Genomic DNA, 16,370 nt, shown 5'->3' on the forward strand with positions numbered 1-16,370 from the left:
TCTCGCGACCGACGCCGCCCGCCTTTTCTACCCCAGCGCCACGCGCGGGATCGGGTGGCGGCGGTGCAGGATGGCCGGCACCTCGTCGCGCGGCACGCTGTGCCCGAACCAGAAGCCCTGGCCGACATCGCAGCCCTGGCCGAGCAGGTAGCGCGCCTGATCCTCGGTCTCGATCCCCTCGGCGACCACGGTCATGCCGAGGCGATGGCCGAGCGCGACCACCGCGTCGACGATCGCCGCATCGCCGGCGTCGCGGTCGATGTGGCTGATGAAGCTGCGGTCGATCTTGATGGTGTGAACCGGAAACGCCTTGAGATGGGTCAGCGAGGCATAGCCGGTGCCGAAATCGTCCAGCGCGATGTGCACGCCGGCCCGGCTGAACGTCTCCAGCATCGAGGCGACGCATTCCGCGCCGCGGCCGACGAACACCGTCTCGGTGACCTCCAGCTCGAGCCGGTCGAACGGCACGCCGGCCCGCTCCAGGCGGCCGAGGATGCGGTCGGTCAGGTCGTCGCGACGGAATTCCGCCGGCGACAGGTTGAACGCGATCCGCCCGAAGTCGAGCCCGGCATCGAGCCAGCGTTGCATATCGCCGACGATCGCGCCGAGCATCCGCTCGCTCAACCCCTGCGCCAGCTCGAAATCCTCGAACGCCGCGGCGATCGTCGCCGGCGCCTGCGGGCCGAAAGTGGGGTGCTGCCAGCGCAGCAACGCCTCGAACCCGCACACCCGGCCCGTGCCGAGCGCCACCTTGGGCTGGTAGAAGGGCATGATCTGGTCGTCGCGGATGACGTCGCGGGCGATGCTGAGCATCGAGGAGCGGCGCTGCAGATCCGCGCGCATCGGCGGTTCGAACATCAAAAGCCCGCCCCGATATTGCGCCTTCGCGGCATAGAGCGCGATATCGGCGGCCTTGAGCAATTCGGTCGCGGTCGCGCCATGCGCGGGGAAGATCGAGCCGCCGGCGGTGGCATGGCAGTCGAGGATGCGTCCGTCGTGCGACAGCGGCTCGCGCACCGCCTGCAACGCGGCGCGCACCCGCGCGATCACCTGTTGCGTATCGTCGCGGCTCTCGATCACCGCGGCGAATTCGTCGCCGCCGAGCCGCGCCAGCGTCGCCTCCTCGCCGAGCGCGTCGCGCAGGCGCGTGCCGAGCGTGCGCAGCACGATGTCGCCGGCGTCGTGGCCGATCGTGTCGTTGGTTTCCTTGAGATCGTCGACGTCGAGCAGCACCAGCGCGAGATCGCTGCCCGCCTGCCGCGCCCGGGCGATCGCGGTTTCGAGCTGTTCGCCGAACTTGGCGCGATTGGGCAGGCCGGTGAGCGCGTCGTGATGCGCGGCGAAGCGGATGCGCTCCTCCGCGGTGCGTTCCTCGGTAACGTCGCGGGTGGTGACGAGGACGCGGCTGAGCTTGCCCGAAGGCGCCTCGATCCGCCAGCCGCCGGTCTTGATCCAGCGTTCCTCGCCGGTGTCGGCGCGGCGGATGCGCAGGATCGTGTCGAACCGGTGGCTGCCGTCGCCGGCGTCGACCGCGGCGATCAGCGCCTGGAGCCGGTGGCGATCGTCGGGGATGACGAGGTCGAGCGCGGTCGCCACCGAGGCGGCGGCGTCGAGCGGCAGGCCAAGCATCGCCTTCAGCTCGTCGGACCATTGGCGCTGGCCGCTGGTCGCATCATAATCCCAGATGCCGAGGCCCGCGGCATGCGCGGCGAGGCGGAAGCGCCGCTCGCTGTTGCGGAGCGCGCGTTCGGCGAGCTTGCGGTCGTGGATGTCCTCCAGCGTGCCGTACCAGCGGATCGTCGCGCCCTGCTCGTCGCAGCGGGCCGCGGCGCGCGAGCGGAACCAGCGATAGTCGCCGTCGGGCGAGCATAATCGATATTCGATATCGATCGGTCTGCCGCTCGCCACCGCCGCCCGCCACGCCGAGGCGGTCGCGGTGCGGTCGTCGGCATGAAGCGCGGCGAGCCAGCGCCGCCCCAGCGCATCGCAGGGCGCACCGCCGGTGATATCCTGCCAGCGCGAGCTGACCGATTCGACCTCGCCGTCCGGGCCCGCGGTCCAGGTGATCTGCGGATTGAGTTCGACGGTGTGGCGGTAATGTTCCTCGCTCTCGCGCAGCCGCGCCTCGGCCGCGCGACGGGCGGAGATGTCCTGCGCGATGGTGATCGTCGAGATCGCGGTGCCGGTCGCATCGCAGACGAACGACACGTTGATGTCGCACCACAAGGTGCTGCCATCGGGCCGGACGAACCGCGCCTCGACCTTGAACGGCGTCGATCGGGGCTGGTGGTGGGCGTAGGCGGCGATCACGCCGGGCAGGTCGTCCGGGTGGATGAACGCCTCGACCGACAGACCGGACAGGCTGTCCCGGTCGCGGCCGACGAGATCGCAGAACCGGTCGTTGACGATGAGCACCCGGCGGTGGCGGTCGCGGTGGAGCAGCCCGATGTCGGCGCGGCTCAATACCGTGCTCAGCGGCAGCCCGGTGTCGAGGCCGGCGACCGCGCGGGCGACTGCGGCGCGGATCGCGACGGTGTCCGCCGCGTCTTCGCCCTCGCCGCCGGGCGATTCGAAATCGACCAACTCCTTGCGATCAAACCCGCTCTCCCCCCAACGATCCACTTTTGGTTCCTCTGCGCGATCGGTCGCCCGACCGGCTTGGGTGGCCTGCACTTAACGAACGGTAACGGAACCGTTTTGACTGGTTCGCGGGTGGCGTCAGCCGGCGAGCGGCAGTTGCTGCGCCAGCGCGGCATTCTGGCGACGCATCTGGCGCAGCGCGCCGGCGACCCGATCGGCGTCGAGCGCGTCGACGATCGGGTCGTAGCCGGTCGGCATGATCCCCTGGCCGAGCAGCACCGCCACCCAGCTCGGCACGGTGAACAGCTCGTCGTCGTAGCGGAAGATGCGCCCCTTCTCGCGGAACAGCGCGATCTTGCGGGCCAGCGTCTCGGGCAGGTCCATCGTCCGCACGTGGCGCCAGAACGGCGTGTCGTCGCGACGCGTCGCGGCGTAATGGAGGATGATGAAGTCACGAACCGCGGTGTAATGATTGCCCATCAGCCGGTTGTATTCGTCGCGCTCGACCGGGCTGAAGCGGGCGTCCGGGAACAGCGCGAACAGCTTCGATATCCCTTCCTGGATCAGGTGGATGCTGGTCGATTCGAGCGGTTCGAGGAAGCCGCCGGCGAGGCCCAGGGCGACGACGTTGCCCGCCCAGCTCTGCCGCCGCCGGCCCGCGGTGAAGGACAGGCGGCGCGGCGCCGCGGTCGGCGCCGCGTCGAGGTTCGCCAGCAGCACGCGCTCCGCGGTGTCGTCGTCGGTGAAGGCGCTGGCGTAGACATGGCCGTTGCCGGTGCGGTGTTGCAGCGGAATGCGCCATTGCCAGCCGGAATCGTGCGCGGTGGCGCGGGTATAGGGCAGCAGCGGCTGCGTGCGTTCGGTCGGCACCGCGATCGCGCGGTCGCAGGGCAGCCAGTGCGACCAATCCTCGAACCCGACGCCCATCGTCTCGCCGAGCAGCAGGCTGCGGAAACCCGAGCAATCGAGGAACAGGTCGCCCGCGATCCGCCGGTCCCCCTCCAGCCGCACCGCGGTCACATGGCCGCGCGCGTCCTGCTCGACGCCGGTGATCCGCCCCTCGACGCGGATCGTGCCCTGTTCCTCGGCGCGGCGGCGCAGGAAGGCGGCGTAGAGGCCGGCGTCGAAATGATAGGCATAATCGACCCCCGACAGCGGCGAGCGCGGGTCGGGGGAGGGCGGCGCGAAGCGGCCGGCGCGCGCGGCGACGGCGGCCATCGCATAGCCTTCGAAGTCGCCGATCTCCGGTTCGCCGCGCAGCTTGAGCCAGAGCTGGTGGAAGTTCAGCCCCTCGATGTCGTGACCCGGCGTACCGAACGGGTGCATGTAGCGATCGCCCGACGCGCCCCAGTTGACGAATTCGATGCCGAGCTTGGGCGTGCCGCCGGTCGCGCGCAGGAACTCCGCCTCGTCGATCCCCAGCCGGGCGTTGAAGCCGCGGATCGGCGGGATCGTCGCCTCGCCGACGCCGACGGTGCCGATCGCGTCGGATTCGACCAAAGTGATCGTGCGTTGCCCGTCGTTGAGGAAGCGCGAGGCGGCGGCCGCCGCCATCCAGCCGGCGGTGCCGCCGCCGACGATCACCACCCGGCCGATCGGTGTTGCGGTCATCGCCTGCCCCGTTGTGCTGCCATGAGATACTCCGGATAGGCGGGCAGGCCGGCGGGCAGCGCCGCGACGGCATTGCGCAATTGCGTCAGCGCGGCGACCGCGCTTGCCCGCGGCACCGACAGCGCCAGCGGATCGGCGCGCACCGGGCGGACGCCGAGCCCGATCAGCGCCTGTTGCCATGCCGCCTGCGGCACCATCTCCTCCTCCAGCGGCGGCAGCGTGCCGCGCTGGCCGAATTGGGCGAGCGCCGTCGCCAGTTCGGCGGGCGGCACCTGCGTGCGCAGCGCATGCCAGACGTCGCCGCGCCGCCGGCCGACCAGATAGAAGGCGGCGGCATAAGCGTGGAAGCGGTCGGCGCGCAGCGTCGCGCGGCGGTTGTATTCGGCGACGAGCAATGGTTCGGGCGTCCGTGCCGGCATCAGCGCCAACGCCAGTTCGAGATGCGCCAGCGCCAGCGTATAGCCCGGCCAGCCCAGCGGCCCCAGCGTCGCGGCGGCGTCGCCGAGCGCCAGCACGTTGCCGGCAAAGGGCGCGACCTGCCGCCGCGGCCGGATCGCGATGCGTTCGCGATTGTGCGGCATCTGCTTGGCGGCGCGTGCGTCGCTGGTCGTCGCGCTGGCATAAGCGAGACCGGCGAGCGTGCGACCCGCCAGCGGCCAACGCGCGGCCCAGCCGTCGGTGGTCGCCTCGTACCGGTCGAGCGGCGACGGGCGCGGCGGCGCGACGCCGAGCAGCAGCCGGTCGACGGGCAAGGTGTCGCGCCAGTCGAGCCACGCGGCATGCTCCGCGGCGAGGAGGGCGGCGGGTCCGGTCGCGTCGATGAACAGGTCGCCGGTCAGCGCGCCACCGTCGTCCATCGTCAGCGCGCGCACGGTATCGCCGTCGCGAACGACGCGGAGCTGCTGCGGCGCGACGACGCGCACCCGCGCCGCACGCAGCGCGGCGGCGAAGAACGGCGTCGCCGCATCGGCATCGAGCCGTAGCGTGTAATTGACGCGCGACAGGAGCGATCGCGGATCGCTTGCCGGCGGGGAGAACCGCTCCGCCGCCGCCAGTGTCGCGGCGGGAACCAGCGCGTCATAGGGGCCGTCGCCGTGCGCCAGCCACAATTGGTGCACCGCCGCGCCGGCGACGCTCGGCACGCCGTCGCCCTCGCCGATCGTGAAGGCCGCATCGCCCCAGGCGAAACGCTCGCCGACGCGGTGCGTCGCCGCGCCGGCGGCGACCATCGCCGCCTCGTCCAGCCCCAGCGCGTCGAACGCCTCGGCGACCTGCGGCGTCACCGCGGGCAGGCGGTCGGCGAGTGCCGCCGGGTCGGGCGCGGTGGCGACGAAGGTCACCGTCGCGTGCGGCAGCGCGCGCGCGAAGCCGAGCGCGGCGGTCAAGGCGACGAGGCCGCCGCCGACCACCACGACGCTCTGCAAACCTTCGCGCCGGTTCACGCCGCCGCCCGCAGATAGGCCGCGTGATCGGGCATCGTCGCGACCGCGGCGGCGATACCGCCGCGCAGCGCGGCCAGGGCGCGGTCGAGCGCGGCGCCGTCGGGCAGATCGGCGCGCGGGTCCCACCCGTCGGGCACGACGTTCTGGCCGAGATACACCGCGACCCAGCTCGGTTCGAGGAACAGGCCGTGGCTGTAGCGCGACACCTGCGCGGTCTGCCGCCACAGCGCCATCTTCTCGGCGAGGCTGTCGGGGATCGTCATCGTGCGGACGTGGTTCCAGAAGGGCGAATCGTCGCGCGTCGTCGCGTGATAATGGAGGATCAGGAAGTCGCGCAGCCGGTCGTATTCGGCGTCGACCAAGGCATTGAAGCCGTCGCGATCGGCGTCGGTGACGCGGGCGGCGGGGAAATGCTCGACCAATTGCGTGATCGCCATCTGCACCAGATAGATGCTGGTCGATTCCAGGGGTTCGAGGAATCCCGAGGCAAGGCCGATCGACAGCACGTTGCCGACCCAGCTGCGCCGCCGCCGCCCGGCGCGGAATCGCAGGTGGCGCGGCTCGGCGAGCGGCGGGCTTTCCAGTGCGTCGACGAGCGCGTCGGTCGCCGCCCCTTCGGACAGATGCGCGCTCGAATAGACATAGCCGTTGCCGATGCGGTGGGTGAGGGGGATGCGCCAGCGCCAGCCCGCGGCCATCGCGGTGGCGCGGGTGTACGGCTCGATACCGCCGTCGGGCGAGGCGCAGGGCGCGGCGACGGCGCGGTCGCAGGGCAGCCAGTGCGACCAATCCTCCCACGCCTCGTCCATCGCGCCGCCGATCAGCAGCGCGCGAAAGCCCGAGCAGTCGATGAACAAATCGCCTTCGATCCGCCGGCCGTCGGCGAGCGTGATCGCGACGACGTCGCCGCTCTCCGCATCGCGGTCGACGTGCGTCACTCGTCCCTCGGTGCGCACCGCCCCGCGCGCCTCGGCATGCGCGCGCAGGAAGGGCGCGAAGCGGGTCGCGTCGAACTGATAGGCATAGCCGAAGGCGCTCGCCAGATCGTGCGGGTCGCTGCCCGGGCGGGTGAAGCGCTGCGCCGCGGCGGCGACCACCGCGGTCGAATAGTCGCCGATCGCCGCGGTCGCGCCGGCGTGATGGCGGCGTAGCCAATAATGGTGGAAGCCGACGCCATCCAGCGGCCGGCCATAGCTGCCGAACGGGTGGATGTAGGAATCACCGATCGCGCCGAAGTCGCGGAACTCGATGCCGAGCTTGAAGGTCGCATGGGTGGCGGCCATGAACGCCGCCTCATCGATGCCGAGCCGGGTGACGAAGGCGCGCAGATGCGGCAGCGTCGCCTCGCCGACGCCGACGATGCCGATCTCCTGCGATTCGACCAGCGCGACCTCCGCGGCGCCCGGTGCGAGCGTCGCCAGGGCCGCGGCGGTCATCCAGCCGGCGGTGCCGCCACCGACGATCACCACCCTGATCCGCTGCTCCGCCTGCACCGACCCTCTTCCTCTCGCCCCGTGGTTCCCACGACCTCTACAGGGAATGTCCATCGTTGACAGCGGCTTCGTGGCACGGCTTTGGTGCCGCTATCACGATAGAGACGGCTCCCGGGGAGAGGATGATGGTTTTGAGGTTCGGTACGGCTTGCGCAGCACTCGCGCTGATGGTGGGCGCGTCGCCCGCGGTTGCGCAGCAGCAGGCGGCAAGCGCCGCCGTTCCCGCCGCCGCCACCGCGCATCCCGAGCAATGGCCGCTGCTGCCGATGCAATTGAAGCGCGACGCCAAGGTCGAGGCGCGCGTCGCCGCGATCCTCGCCAAGATGAGCATCGAGGACAAGGTCGGCCAGCTCATCCAGGTCGACATCGCCAGCATCACGCCCGGGGATCTCGAGACGTACAAGCTCGGCTCGATCCTCAACGGCGGCAACTCCGCGCCCAACGGCGACGAATTCGCGCCCGCGCCGGAATGGCTCAAGCTGTTCGACGCCTTCTACGACGCCTCGGTCAAGCGCTCGGACGGCCGTCCGGTGGTGCCGGTGATCTGGGGCACCGATGCGGTACACGGCGCCAACAATATCGTCGGCGCGACGCTGTTCCCGCATAACATCGGCCTCGGCGCGATGCGCGATCCCGCGCTCATCAAGAAGATCGGCGCGGTCACCGCCGCCGAGACCGCCGCGACCGGCATCGACTGGAGCTTCGCGCCGACCGTCGCGGTTGTGCAGGACGACCGCTGGGGCCGCACCTACGAAAGCTATTCCGAAGACCCGGCGATCGTCGCTTCCTATGCCGGCCAGATGGTCGAGGGCATCCAGGGCACGATCGGGCAGGACTTCATGAAGCCTGGCCACGTCATCGCCTCGGTCAAGCATTTCCTCGGCGACGGCGGCACCGGCGGCCACGACCAGGGCGATACGCGCGTGTCGGAGACGGTGCTGCGCGAGGTACATGGCGCGGGCTATATGACCGCGCTGCCCGCCGGCGCGCTGACCGTGATGCCCAGCTTCTCGAGCTGGAACGGCGAGAAGATGACGGGCAACAAGAGCCTGCTCACCGGCGTGCTCAAGGACCGCTGGGGCTTTCAGGGGTTCACCATCGGCGACTGGAACGCGCACGGCCAGGTGACCGGCTGTACCAACGAGGATTGCGCGCCCGCGATCAACGCCGGGCTCGACATGTTCATGTATTCCGGCCCGAAGTGGAAGGAACTCTACGCCAATACGCTGCGCGAGGCGAAGGCCGGCACGATCCCCGCCGCGCGGCTCGACGATGCGGTGCGCCGCATCCTGCGCGTCAAGGTGATCGCCGGCACGTTCGACAACGGCCGGCCCTCGGCGCGGCCGATGTCGGGCAAGTTCGCGCTACTCGGCGCGCCCGAGCATCGCGCGATCGCGCGGCAGGCGGTGCGTGAATCGCTCGTGCTGCTCAAGAACAACGGCGGCGTGCTGCCGGTGAAGCCGGGCGCCAACATCCTGGTCGCCGGGCGCGGTGCCGACAATATCGGCCAGCAGGCCGGCGGCTGGTCGATCACCTGGCAGGGCACCGACGTCGCCAACAAGGATTTCCCCAACGGCCAGTCGATCTGGTCGGGGATCGATGCGGCGGCACGTGCCGCCGGCGGCAAGGCGACGCTGGCGGTCGACGGTGCCTTCACCGCCAAGCCCGACGTCGCGATCGTCGTGTTCGGCGAGACGCCTTATGCCGAATTCACGGGCGACCGGCCGAGCCTCGAATACAGCCCCGACGACAAGAGCGACCTCGCTTTGCTCAAGAAATTGAAGGCGGCGGGGGTGCCGACCGTCGCGGTCTTCCTCTCGGGCCGGCCGATGTGGGTCAATCCCGAGCTGAACGCCGCCGACGCCTTCGTCGCGGCGTTCCTGCCGGGGACCGAGGGCGGCGGCGTCGCCGACGTGCTGGTCGCGGGCAAGAGCGGCCGTCCGGTCGCCGACTTCCACGGCAAGTTGAGCTTCAGCTGGCCCAAGCGGATCGACCAGAATGTGCTCAACCGCACCGATCCGGGCTATGATCCGCTGTTCCCGATCGGCTTCGGCCTGACCTATGCCGACAAGGCGACACTCGCCCGGCTCGACGAGACCAAGCCGAAGATCGCGGCGGGCGACCAGAATGCGTTGTTCGTCCGCGGCCGCGTCGCCGGGGGCGCGCGAATCGGCACGACCGGCGCGGCGGTGCAGACCCGCACCGACCGCAGCGGGCAGGAGGACAGCCTGCGCCTCGCCTACAAGGGGGCCGGCAGCGTCGGAATCGAACAGGCGATGCCGATCGACCTGACGCGCGAATCCAACGGCGATCTCAGCCTGATCGTCGATTACCGCGTCACCGCCAAGCCGACCGGGACGGTCAGCGTCGGCATCGCGGATACGGGTAAGTCCGCGATGGTCCCATTGACGAACCGGCTGGCGGTGGGTGATTGGGCGACCGTGGCGGTGCCGCTGCGGTGCTTCGCCAATCAGGGGATCGCGATGAACAAGGTGACCAAGCCGTTCGAACTGGCGAGCAGCGGTGCGCTCGGCATCGACGTGTCGAGCATTCGCATCGGCAGCGCCACCACCCCGATCGCCTGTGGTGCCAAGTGAGCGACGCTAGTCTCTCGCGGCGCGGCCTGATCGGCGGTGCGGCGCTGCTGACGCTCGCCGGCGCGGCGGGTGCGCAGACCGTCGCCGGGGAGGAGGTCGTGCCGCTGTGGCCGGGCCGCATTCCCGGCGCACCGGGCAAGACGATCCCGCGCAAGGTCGAGGAGCGGTCGAAGACCGCGAGCTTCACCGACCGCTGGGTGACCGGCGTCGACGTGCCGGCGCTGGTCGTCAAGCGGCCGGCGCGTCCCAACGGTGCTGCGGTATTGCTGGTACCGGGCGGCGGCTATGGCTTCCTCGCCTATGACAATGAGGGGATCGAGCAGGCACGCTGGCTCAATGCGCTGGGCGTCACCTGCTTCATCCTGCTCTATCGCCTGCCCGGCGAGGGTTGGGGCGAGCGGCGGCTGGTGCCGCTGCAGGACGCGCAGCGTGCGATGCGCGTGATCCGCAGCCGTGCGGGCAGCTTCGGCGTCGATGCCAAGCGGATCGCGGTGATCGGCTTCTCCGCGGGCGGGCATCTCGCCGGTTCGCTGGCGACGCGGCATGGCGAGCGCGTCTATGCGCCGGTCGATGCCGCCGACACGCTGTCGGCGCGGCCCGATCTCGCTGGGCTGATCTATCCGGTGATCAGCATGGATGCCGCGATCACGCACAAGGGTTCGCGCGACAATCTGCTGGGGGCGACGCCTTCGGCGGCGGAGGTCGCGGCAGCCTCGGTCGAGACGCGCGTCACGGCGGAGACGCCGCCGGTGTTCCTCGTCCACGCCGGCGACGACGGCGCGGTGCCGATCGCCAACAGTATCACCATGTATGCGGCGCTGCTGGCGGCGAAACGCCCGGCGGAGATGCATCTGTTCGATGAAGGCGGCCACGGCTTCGGCGTGCGGCTGGCCAAGACGGTGCCGACGGCGGCATGGCCGACGCTGTTCGCGACCTATGCCGCACGCAAGGGCGTGTTCCCCGTCTGAACCAAAATCCTCCCCCGCAAGGGGGCGCGCGCCCACGGGGCGTGACGGAGGGGAGGACAGGGCGGGAGCATCATTGGCGTCCCGTGTCCTCCCCCACCACCAGCTTCGCCGGTCCCCCTCCCCCTTGCGGGCAGGGCTATCGCATATGGCCCTCACGGTAAGTCGTACGCCCTCCAAATCCACTTCGTCACCCCGGCCTTGCGCCGGGGTCCCGCTTCTTTGGACGGCGCGAAGAAGCGGGATGCCGGATCAAGTCCGGCATGACGGGGATGGGAAAGCCGTTGCAACACCCCAATGGCCATATGCGATCGCCCTGCCCTTGCTGGGGAGGAAGATGCGGTCACTTCATCCGGACGGTCATCGCCTTGCCGGTGTAGCTCACCCGCGTCGCGCCATTCTCGGCGAAGTCCACCGCCTCGGCCTTGCCCGGGGTGTGGAAGCGTACCGATACCGCGCGCGTCGCGACCATGCCGGGATAGCTGCCTTCGCGCGCGCCGATCGTCAGCGTCTTCGCCTGCTCGTTCCACGTCAGCGGCACGCGCGCGAACTTGCCGGACTCGTAACCGGGGGTCACGCCGTCGTCCTCGTACAGCGAGAACGCGCCGTCCTTGCCGGTGAAGACGTGCAGCACGATCGGCCCGCCGGGCTGTTCGCGCGCATATTGCACCGCCGGCCCGGTCGGCAGGATCGCACCCGCACGCACGAACAATGGCATCCGCTCATAGGGCGCGACGGCGGTGATCGACTGGCCGCCCGTGTAATGCCGGCCGCTGGCGAAATCGTACCAGTCCGCTCCCGCGGGCAGATACACCGCGCGCGAACGCGCCTTGAACGCGGTCACCGGTGCGACGAGCAGGTCGCGGCCGAAGAGATATTCGTCGTCGACGTTCCACGTCTTGCGATCGGCGGCATAGTCCATCACCAGCCCGCGCATGATGCTGCCGTCCTTGTGATAGGTGTCGGCGGCGGTGGTGTAGATATACGGCATCAGGCGATAGCGGAGCTGATCGTACCACAGCATCGACGATGCCATCGCCGGATCGCTGGCGCTCAGTTCGTAGATCTCGCGCTTGGGCGTCTCGCCGTGGCTGCGGAACAGCGGGCTGAGCGCGCCGAACTGGAACCAGCGCAGGTTCAGCTCGCGCCATTCGGGCAGCGCGGCGGGCTCGGCATTGGTGTAGCGATCCTCGACCGCGAAGCCGCCGATGTCGTGCGTCCAATTGGGCACGCCCGACATCGACAGATTGACGCCCGCCGAAATCTGATCGCGCAGATCGTCCCAGCGCGCGGCGACGTCGCCCGACCACAGCGCCGCGCTCGCGCGTTGCAGGCCGGCGAAGCCCGACCGGGTCAGGATGAACGGCCGCTTGTCGGTATTGGTCTCGCGCAGCCCCTCGGCGAAGCCCGCCGCATGGACCAGCGGAAAGCTGTTGAAATAGGCGCCGCCCGGCCCGAAGGCGTTCGGCCCCATCACGTATTTGCGCTCTTCGATCGACAGGTTGGAATGGATGTCGGGCTCGGTCGCGTCCATCCACCATGCATCGATGCCGAGCTTGACGAGGTTGTCGCGCACCTGCCGGTAATAGATCTTGCGCGCTTCGGGATAATAAGGATCGTAATCGGTGTTGAGATAGCCCGGCCCGACCCAGTCCTTGTTCTTCAGCTTGAGGTTGCCCTGGTACAGGAATCCCTTGGCGGCCAGTTCCTTGGCATTGTCGGTATTGGGATAGAATTTCGGCCAGACCGAGATCATCAACTGCGCGTTGAGCTTGTGGACCTCGTCCACCATGCCCTGCGGATCGGGGAAGCGCGTCTTGTCGAACTGGTGGCTGCCCCATTGATCCTGCGGCCAGTAGAACCAATCCTCGACGATGTTGTCGAGCGGGATCTGGCGCTTGCGGTATTCGCGCACGACCCCGACCAATTGCTCCTGCGTCTCGTAGCGCTGGCGGCTCTGCCAGAAGCCATAGGCCCATTGCGGCATCATCGGCGCCTTGCCGGTGAGCCCGCGATAGCCCGCGACGACCGCGTCCATATCGGCACCGGCGACGACGTAATAATCGACCGCCTTGCCCGCCTCCGACGACAGCCACAGCGATTGGCGATCGGGCTGGGGCAGGGGATCGTTGTGGAAGAACGCCATATAGCCGGCGTTCGGCTCCCATTCGATGCGGATCGCGACGGGCTTGCCGGCGGTCATCGACAGCTCGACATTATGGTACCAGGGGTTCCAGTTCTGCCGCCAGCGGTCGAGCACCAATTTGCCGTCGGCATAGACCTTGAAATAGCTCGAACCGTAGAGGCGGAACTTGTGCAGGCCGGTGACGGTGGGATCGACGGTGCCGGTCCAGATCACGCGCTGCTTGCCGACCACCTTGCCCGCAGTGTTCTGGCCGCTGTCCGCCGAGGCGACGGTCTGCGCCTTGGCTTCCGCCGGCCAGCGCGCCTGATCGCGGATATATTGATAGTTGATCGTCGCTTCCTGCCGCGTCGCGGCCAGTCTGTCGCCGAGGTAATATTGCGCGGTCCAGCCCGGCTTGCCGCCGTTCGACACCTTCATCCCGTCGCCGACCAGCGCATAGGGCTTGGGATTGCCGAAGCGGGTGATCGAGTTGTTGTCCCACAGCAGCCCGTAATTGCGCGTCGAGACGACGAACGGGATGGCGATGTCCATATTGTGCTGGGCGAGTTCGACGTCCTCGCCGTTATAGTTCATCTGCCGGTTCTGATGCTGGCCGAGGCCGTAGAAGCCTTCGTCGGTGGCGCGGTTGAACTGCTGCTGCGTGGCGACATAGCCCTTGCCCTCGACGCTGGGGGCGAAAGCGGCGCGGCCCGCCTCGTCGAGCAGCACCTTGCCCGCCGCGTCGCGGAAGGTGAGGTGGCCGTCGGACAGGCGGATTTCGGCGCTCGCCTTGGCGAGCTTGAGCGTGATGACGCCCGCGCCCTCGCTGATCGCCGGCGCGCCGTGCGGCTTGGCGACCACGATCAGGCTGTCGGGCAGGGTGAGGTCGGTGCCGGGGACCGCGGTGACGCGGAAGCTGTCGTCGCCATAAGCGACGACGCGGACGCGCTTGGCGGGGCCGCTGTCGGGCGTGACGACGACGCCCTGGTCGATCTTCTGCACTTCGGAGGCGAGCGCCGTGCCCGATACGGAGACGGCGAGGCCCGCGACGGCGCGGGCGAGGAAACGGAAGGTCATCGGGCGGTCCTTAACGATACGTGCCGAGCGTCACGCGGAGCAGCGTGGGCTTGGTGAGATTGAGGCCATAATCGGTCTGGTCGCCGTTCCAGACGCGCAGCGTCGTCCAGGTGCCGGCGGCGTCGAAACTGCCTTCCTCGACGCTGAGCAATTGCGTGTTCTCGCCCTTCGCTGCGGTGGCGCGGTCGATCTTGATGCGCACGTCGGAGCCGGCGAGCAGGAAGCGGTCCGGCCCGAGCTGCGCTACCGCGACACCGCCGACCGGCTGGTCGCGCGTCGGGTTGGGATCGGACTTCAGCCATTGCGAGTCGCGATCGCCGAACTGCCACTGGCCATATTGCGCGGTGATCTTCCACCGTCCCAGCACGCCGCTTTCGTCCGAGGCGTCGGCGGGCTTGGCGCTGCCCCAGGTCGGATGCTCCAGCGCGACCTTCGCCCAGCCGCGGGCATTGGGTGCCATCAGCGCGAATTTGTCGCCAAAAGCGGCGATCGTCTCGGCGTCGATCACCTTGGCGCCGAGCGGGTAATTGACGTAGCCGGTATCGTCGAAACCGAACGGCGCGAAGCCGATGCCGCCATGGCCGAGCACCGGCCACAGATAGCGCGCATAAGCGATCGCATTCCCGGTCTCCGGGATCATCAGCGGATTGTCGGGCCGGCCGTACAGTTTGAGGAAGGCGGCATAGGTCTTGGGATCGGCATTGTAGAGATCGGGGGCGACGACATCGAGATGCGGCGCCGCCGCCTTCCATACGTCGATGATCGTCCAGTTCGGGCCGCCGCTCGCGCCGCCGTCCTCGCCGGGCGTGGCGAAGGGGCTGCCGACCGCGGCATTGGCGTACATCGGCAGGTCGAGCACCGCACGGCCCGCCGCGGCGATCTCGTCGACGTAGCGCGCGACGTACCAGCCGTTGAACGCCGCCTCGGCGACCTTGCCGTAGACGCTCGTCCAGTCGCCGCGCTTGCCGGTCTGCTTCGCCAGCGCCGCCGGGACTGGCTGGCGGAACAACGCCTGCGCGGCGGGCGAGAGATCGCGGTTCTGGCCGTAGACGCCGGTCTCGTTCTCGACCTGCACCATGATGACGCGATGGTCGGGATCGTTCGCCTTGAGATGCTGCATCAGCGCCACGAAGGCGCGCTTGTCCGCCTCCAGCGTGGTGCGGGCGTGCGGGCTGAAGGTGGGGTGCGTCGAGCCGTCCGCCTTGCGCATCCGCGGGAAGCGCTTGGGATCGCTCTTCACCCAGGCCGGCGTGTAGCTCGGCCCGGTGTTCTTCCAGGTGCCGAACCACAACAGCACCAGCCGCGTGTCATGCGTCCGCGCGCCGGCGAGCAAGGCGTCGACATAGCCGAAATCGAACTGCCCCTCGACCGGCTCGACCTGCTCCCAGGCGACCGGGATCTCCAGCGTGTTGGCGTGGATGCGCTCGACCATCGGCCACACCTTGGGCAGCATGCCGGCGTAATTGCTGCTGTTGTTCGCCTGGATGCCCAGCATCAGGAACGGCGCGCCGTCGACCATCAGCGCGTGGCGTCCGTCGCGGGCGACGATCCTGGGCAGTGGCGCGGCGGTCTGCGCCTGCACGGGGAGTGCGCCGAGCCCGATTGCCGCCGCCACCAAAGGCGCGGTGATCCACCGCGTGTTCCTGCCCGTCATCGTCATCCTCCCAGATCGCATCGGCCCCCGCGGGTGCCGCTTTGCTGATGGTGGCGCTACCAAGCGGCGAGCCGAATGTCGATAAGTAAGACATAATAGATGGTTAGCGCGATGCGGCGGGGTCGCTCGCGGGGCGCGGGCAAGGGGTTGATAAGGGGCGGGTATTCGCGGGCGCTCTCGCTCTTCCCATCCGCCGGCCGGCGAGGTTCGAGCCGCTTCCCGGGGTGACGGGGTGGGCGGACGTATGGGGACGCCACCGCGCTTTGCCTTCGCCGACTTTGTGGCCGCGCGCCCTGCTCCGACCGCCGCTGCGCTGTTATGGTGCCGCCATGCTCTTCTCGACCCCCTGCGACTCGCCGGTCGGCACGTTGACCTTGGTGGCGAGCGACATCGGACTCGTCGCGGTGCTGTGGCCGGACGACGATCCGCTGCGCGTTCGCCTGGGTCCGCTCTCCGCGGCGGCGGATCACCCGATCCTTGTCGAAGCCACCCGCCAGCTCCGTGCCTATTTCGCCGGCGAGCGCACCGTCTTCGACCTGCCGCTGGACTGGCGGGGGACCGCGTTCCAAAAACAGGTATGGGCGGCGCTGCTGACCATCCCGTATGGCGAGACGCGCAGTTATGGCGCCCTGGCGCGGGCGATCGGCCGGCCGGCGGCGTCGCGCGCGGTCGGCGCGGCGAACGGTCGCAATCCGCTGTCGATCGTCGCGCCGTGCCACCGCGTGGTCGGCAGCGCGGGCCATCTGACCGGCTTCGCCGGCGGTCTGCCGGCCAAGGCGCTGCTGCTCGCGCTGGAGCGCCGTGCCGGCGAACTGCCGTTGTGACG

General features: G+C 69.4%; 9 protein-coding genes. 3 read left to right on the forward strand and 6 right to left on the reverse strand.

Features of this window, described 5'->3' with window-relative positions; genetic code table 11:
• Positions 1-27: 27 nt before the first annotated feature.
• The 4 genes from ACLBWH_RS07565 to ACLBWH_RS07580 all read right to left on the reverse strand — a co-directional run bounded on the left by ACLBWH_RS07565 (position 28) and on the right by ACLBWH_RS07580 (position 7,126).
• Complete coding sequence (locus tag ACLBWH_RS07565; protein ID WP_447797925.1) at positions 28-2,622, reverse strand: sensor domain-containing protein; 2,595 nt, start codon at positions 2,620-2,622, stop codon at positions 28-30.
• Positions 2,623-2,718: 96 nt separating this feature from the next.
• Positions 2,719-4,191, reverse strand: a complete 1,473-nt coding sequence (locus ACLBWH_RS07570; protein ID WP_447797927.1) for a tryptophan halogenase family protein — start codon at positions 4,189-4,191, stop codon at positions 2,719-2,721.
• The gene (locus ACLBWH_RS07575) at positions 4,188-5,633 is read right to left on the reverse strand and encodes a tryptophan 7-halogenase (RefSeq protein WP_447797929.1); all 1,446 of its coding nucleotides are present in this window, start codon (positions 5,631-5,633) and stop codon (positions 4,188-4,190) included. The genes ACLBWH_RS07570 and ACLBWH_RS07575 overlap by 4 nt, the downstream gene beginning before the upstream one ends.
• Complete coding sequence (locus tag ACLBWH_RS07580; protein WP_447797930.1) at positions 5,630-7,126, reverse strand: tryptophan halogenase family protein; 1,497 nt, start codon at positions 7,124-7,126, stop codon at positions 5,630-5,632. The genes ACLBWH_RS07575 and ACLBWH_RS07580 overlap by 4 nt, the downstream gene beginning before the upstream one ends.
• A gap of 122 nt (positions 7,127-7,248) precedes the next feature.
• Between ACLBWH_RS07580 and ACLBWH_RS07585 the strand changes: the two genes are divergently transcribed.
• Entirely contained in the window at positions 7,249-9,723 is a 2,475-nt protein-coding gene (locus tag ACLBWH_RS07585; protein ID WP_447797932.1) for a glycoside hydrolase family 3 N-terminal domain-containing protein, read from the forward strand.
• Positions 9,720-10,691: an alpha/beta hydrolase gene (locus tag ACLBWH_RS07590; RefSeq protein WP_322848802.1), complete on the forward strand. Its 972-nt coding sequence runs from the start codon at positions 9,720-9,722 to the stop codon at positions 10,689-10,691. Before ACLBWH_RS07585 ends, ACLBWH_RS07590 begins: the two co-directional genes overlap by 4 nt.
• Before the next feature lie 340 nt (positions 10,692-11,031).
• Here the strand turns inward: ACLBWH_RS07590 and ACLBWH_RS07595 are convergent, their stop codons facing one another.
• Together ACLBWH_RS07595 and ACLBWH_RS07600 are read right to left on the reverse strand one after the other, a co-directional pair.
• On the reverse strand, positions 11,032-13,890 hold the full coding sequence (locus ACLBWH_RS07595) for a TIM-barrel domain-containing protein (protein ID WP_447797934.1): 2,859 nt from the start codon (positions 13,888-13,890) through the stop codon (positions 11,032-11,034).
• Between the two features lie 10 nt (positions 13,891-13,900).
• The gene (locus tag ACLBWH_RS07600; protein ID WP_447797935.1) at positions 13,901-15,544 is read right to left on the reverse strand and encodes a DUF5597 domain-containing protein; all 1,644 of its coding nucleotides are present in this window, start codon (positions 15,542-15,544) and stop codon (positions 13,901-13,903) included.
• Positions 15,545-15,873: 329 nt separating this feature from the next.
• Here ACLBWH_RS07600 and ACLBWH_RS07605 point away from each other — a divergent pair, with 329 nt between their 5' ends.
• Positions 15,874-16,368 (forward strand): methylated-DNA--[protein]-cysteine S-methyltransferase, encoded by a 495-nt coding sequence (locus tag ACLBWH_RS07605; protein WP_447797936.1) that lies wholly within the window; start codon positions 15,874-15,876, stop codon positions 16,366-16,368.
• Positions 16,369-16,370 lie beyond the last annotated feature (2 nt).

The sequence above is a fragment of the Sphingomonas sp. M6A6_1c genome (assembly GCF_053345135.1).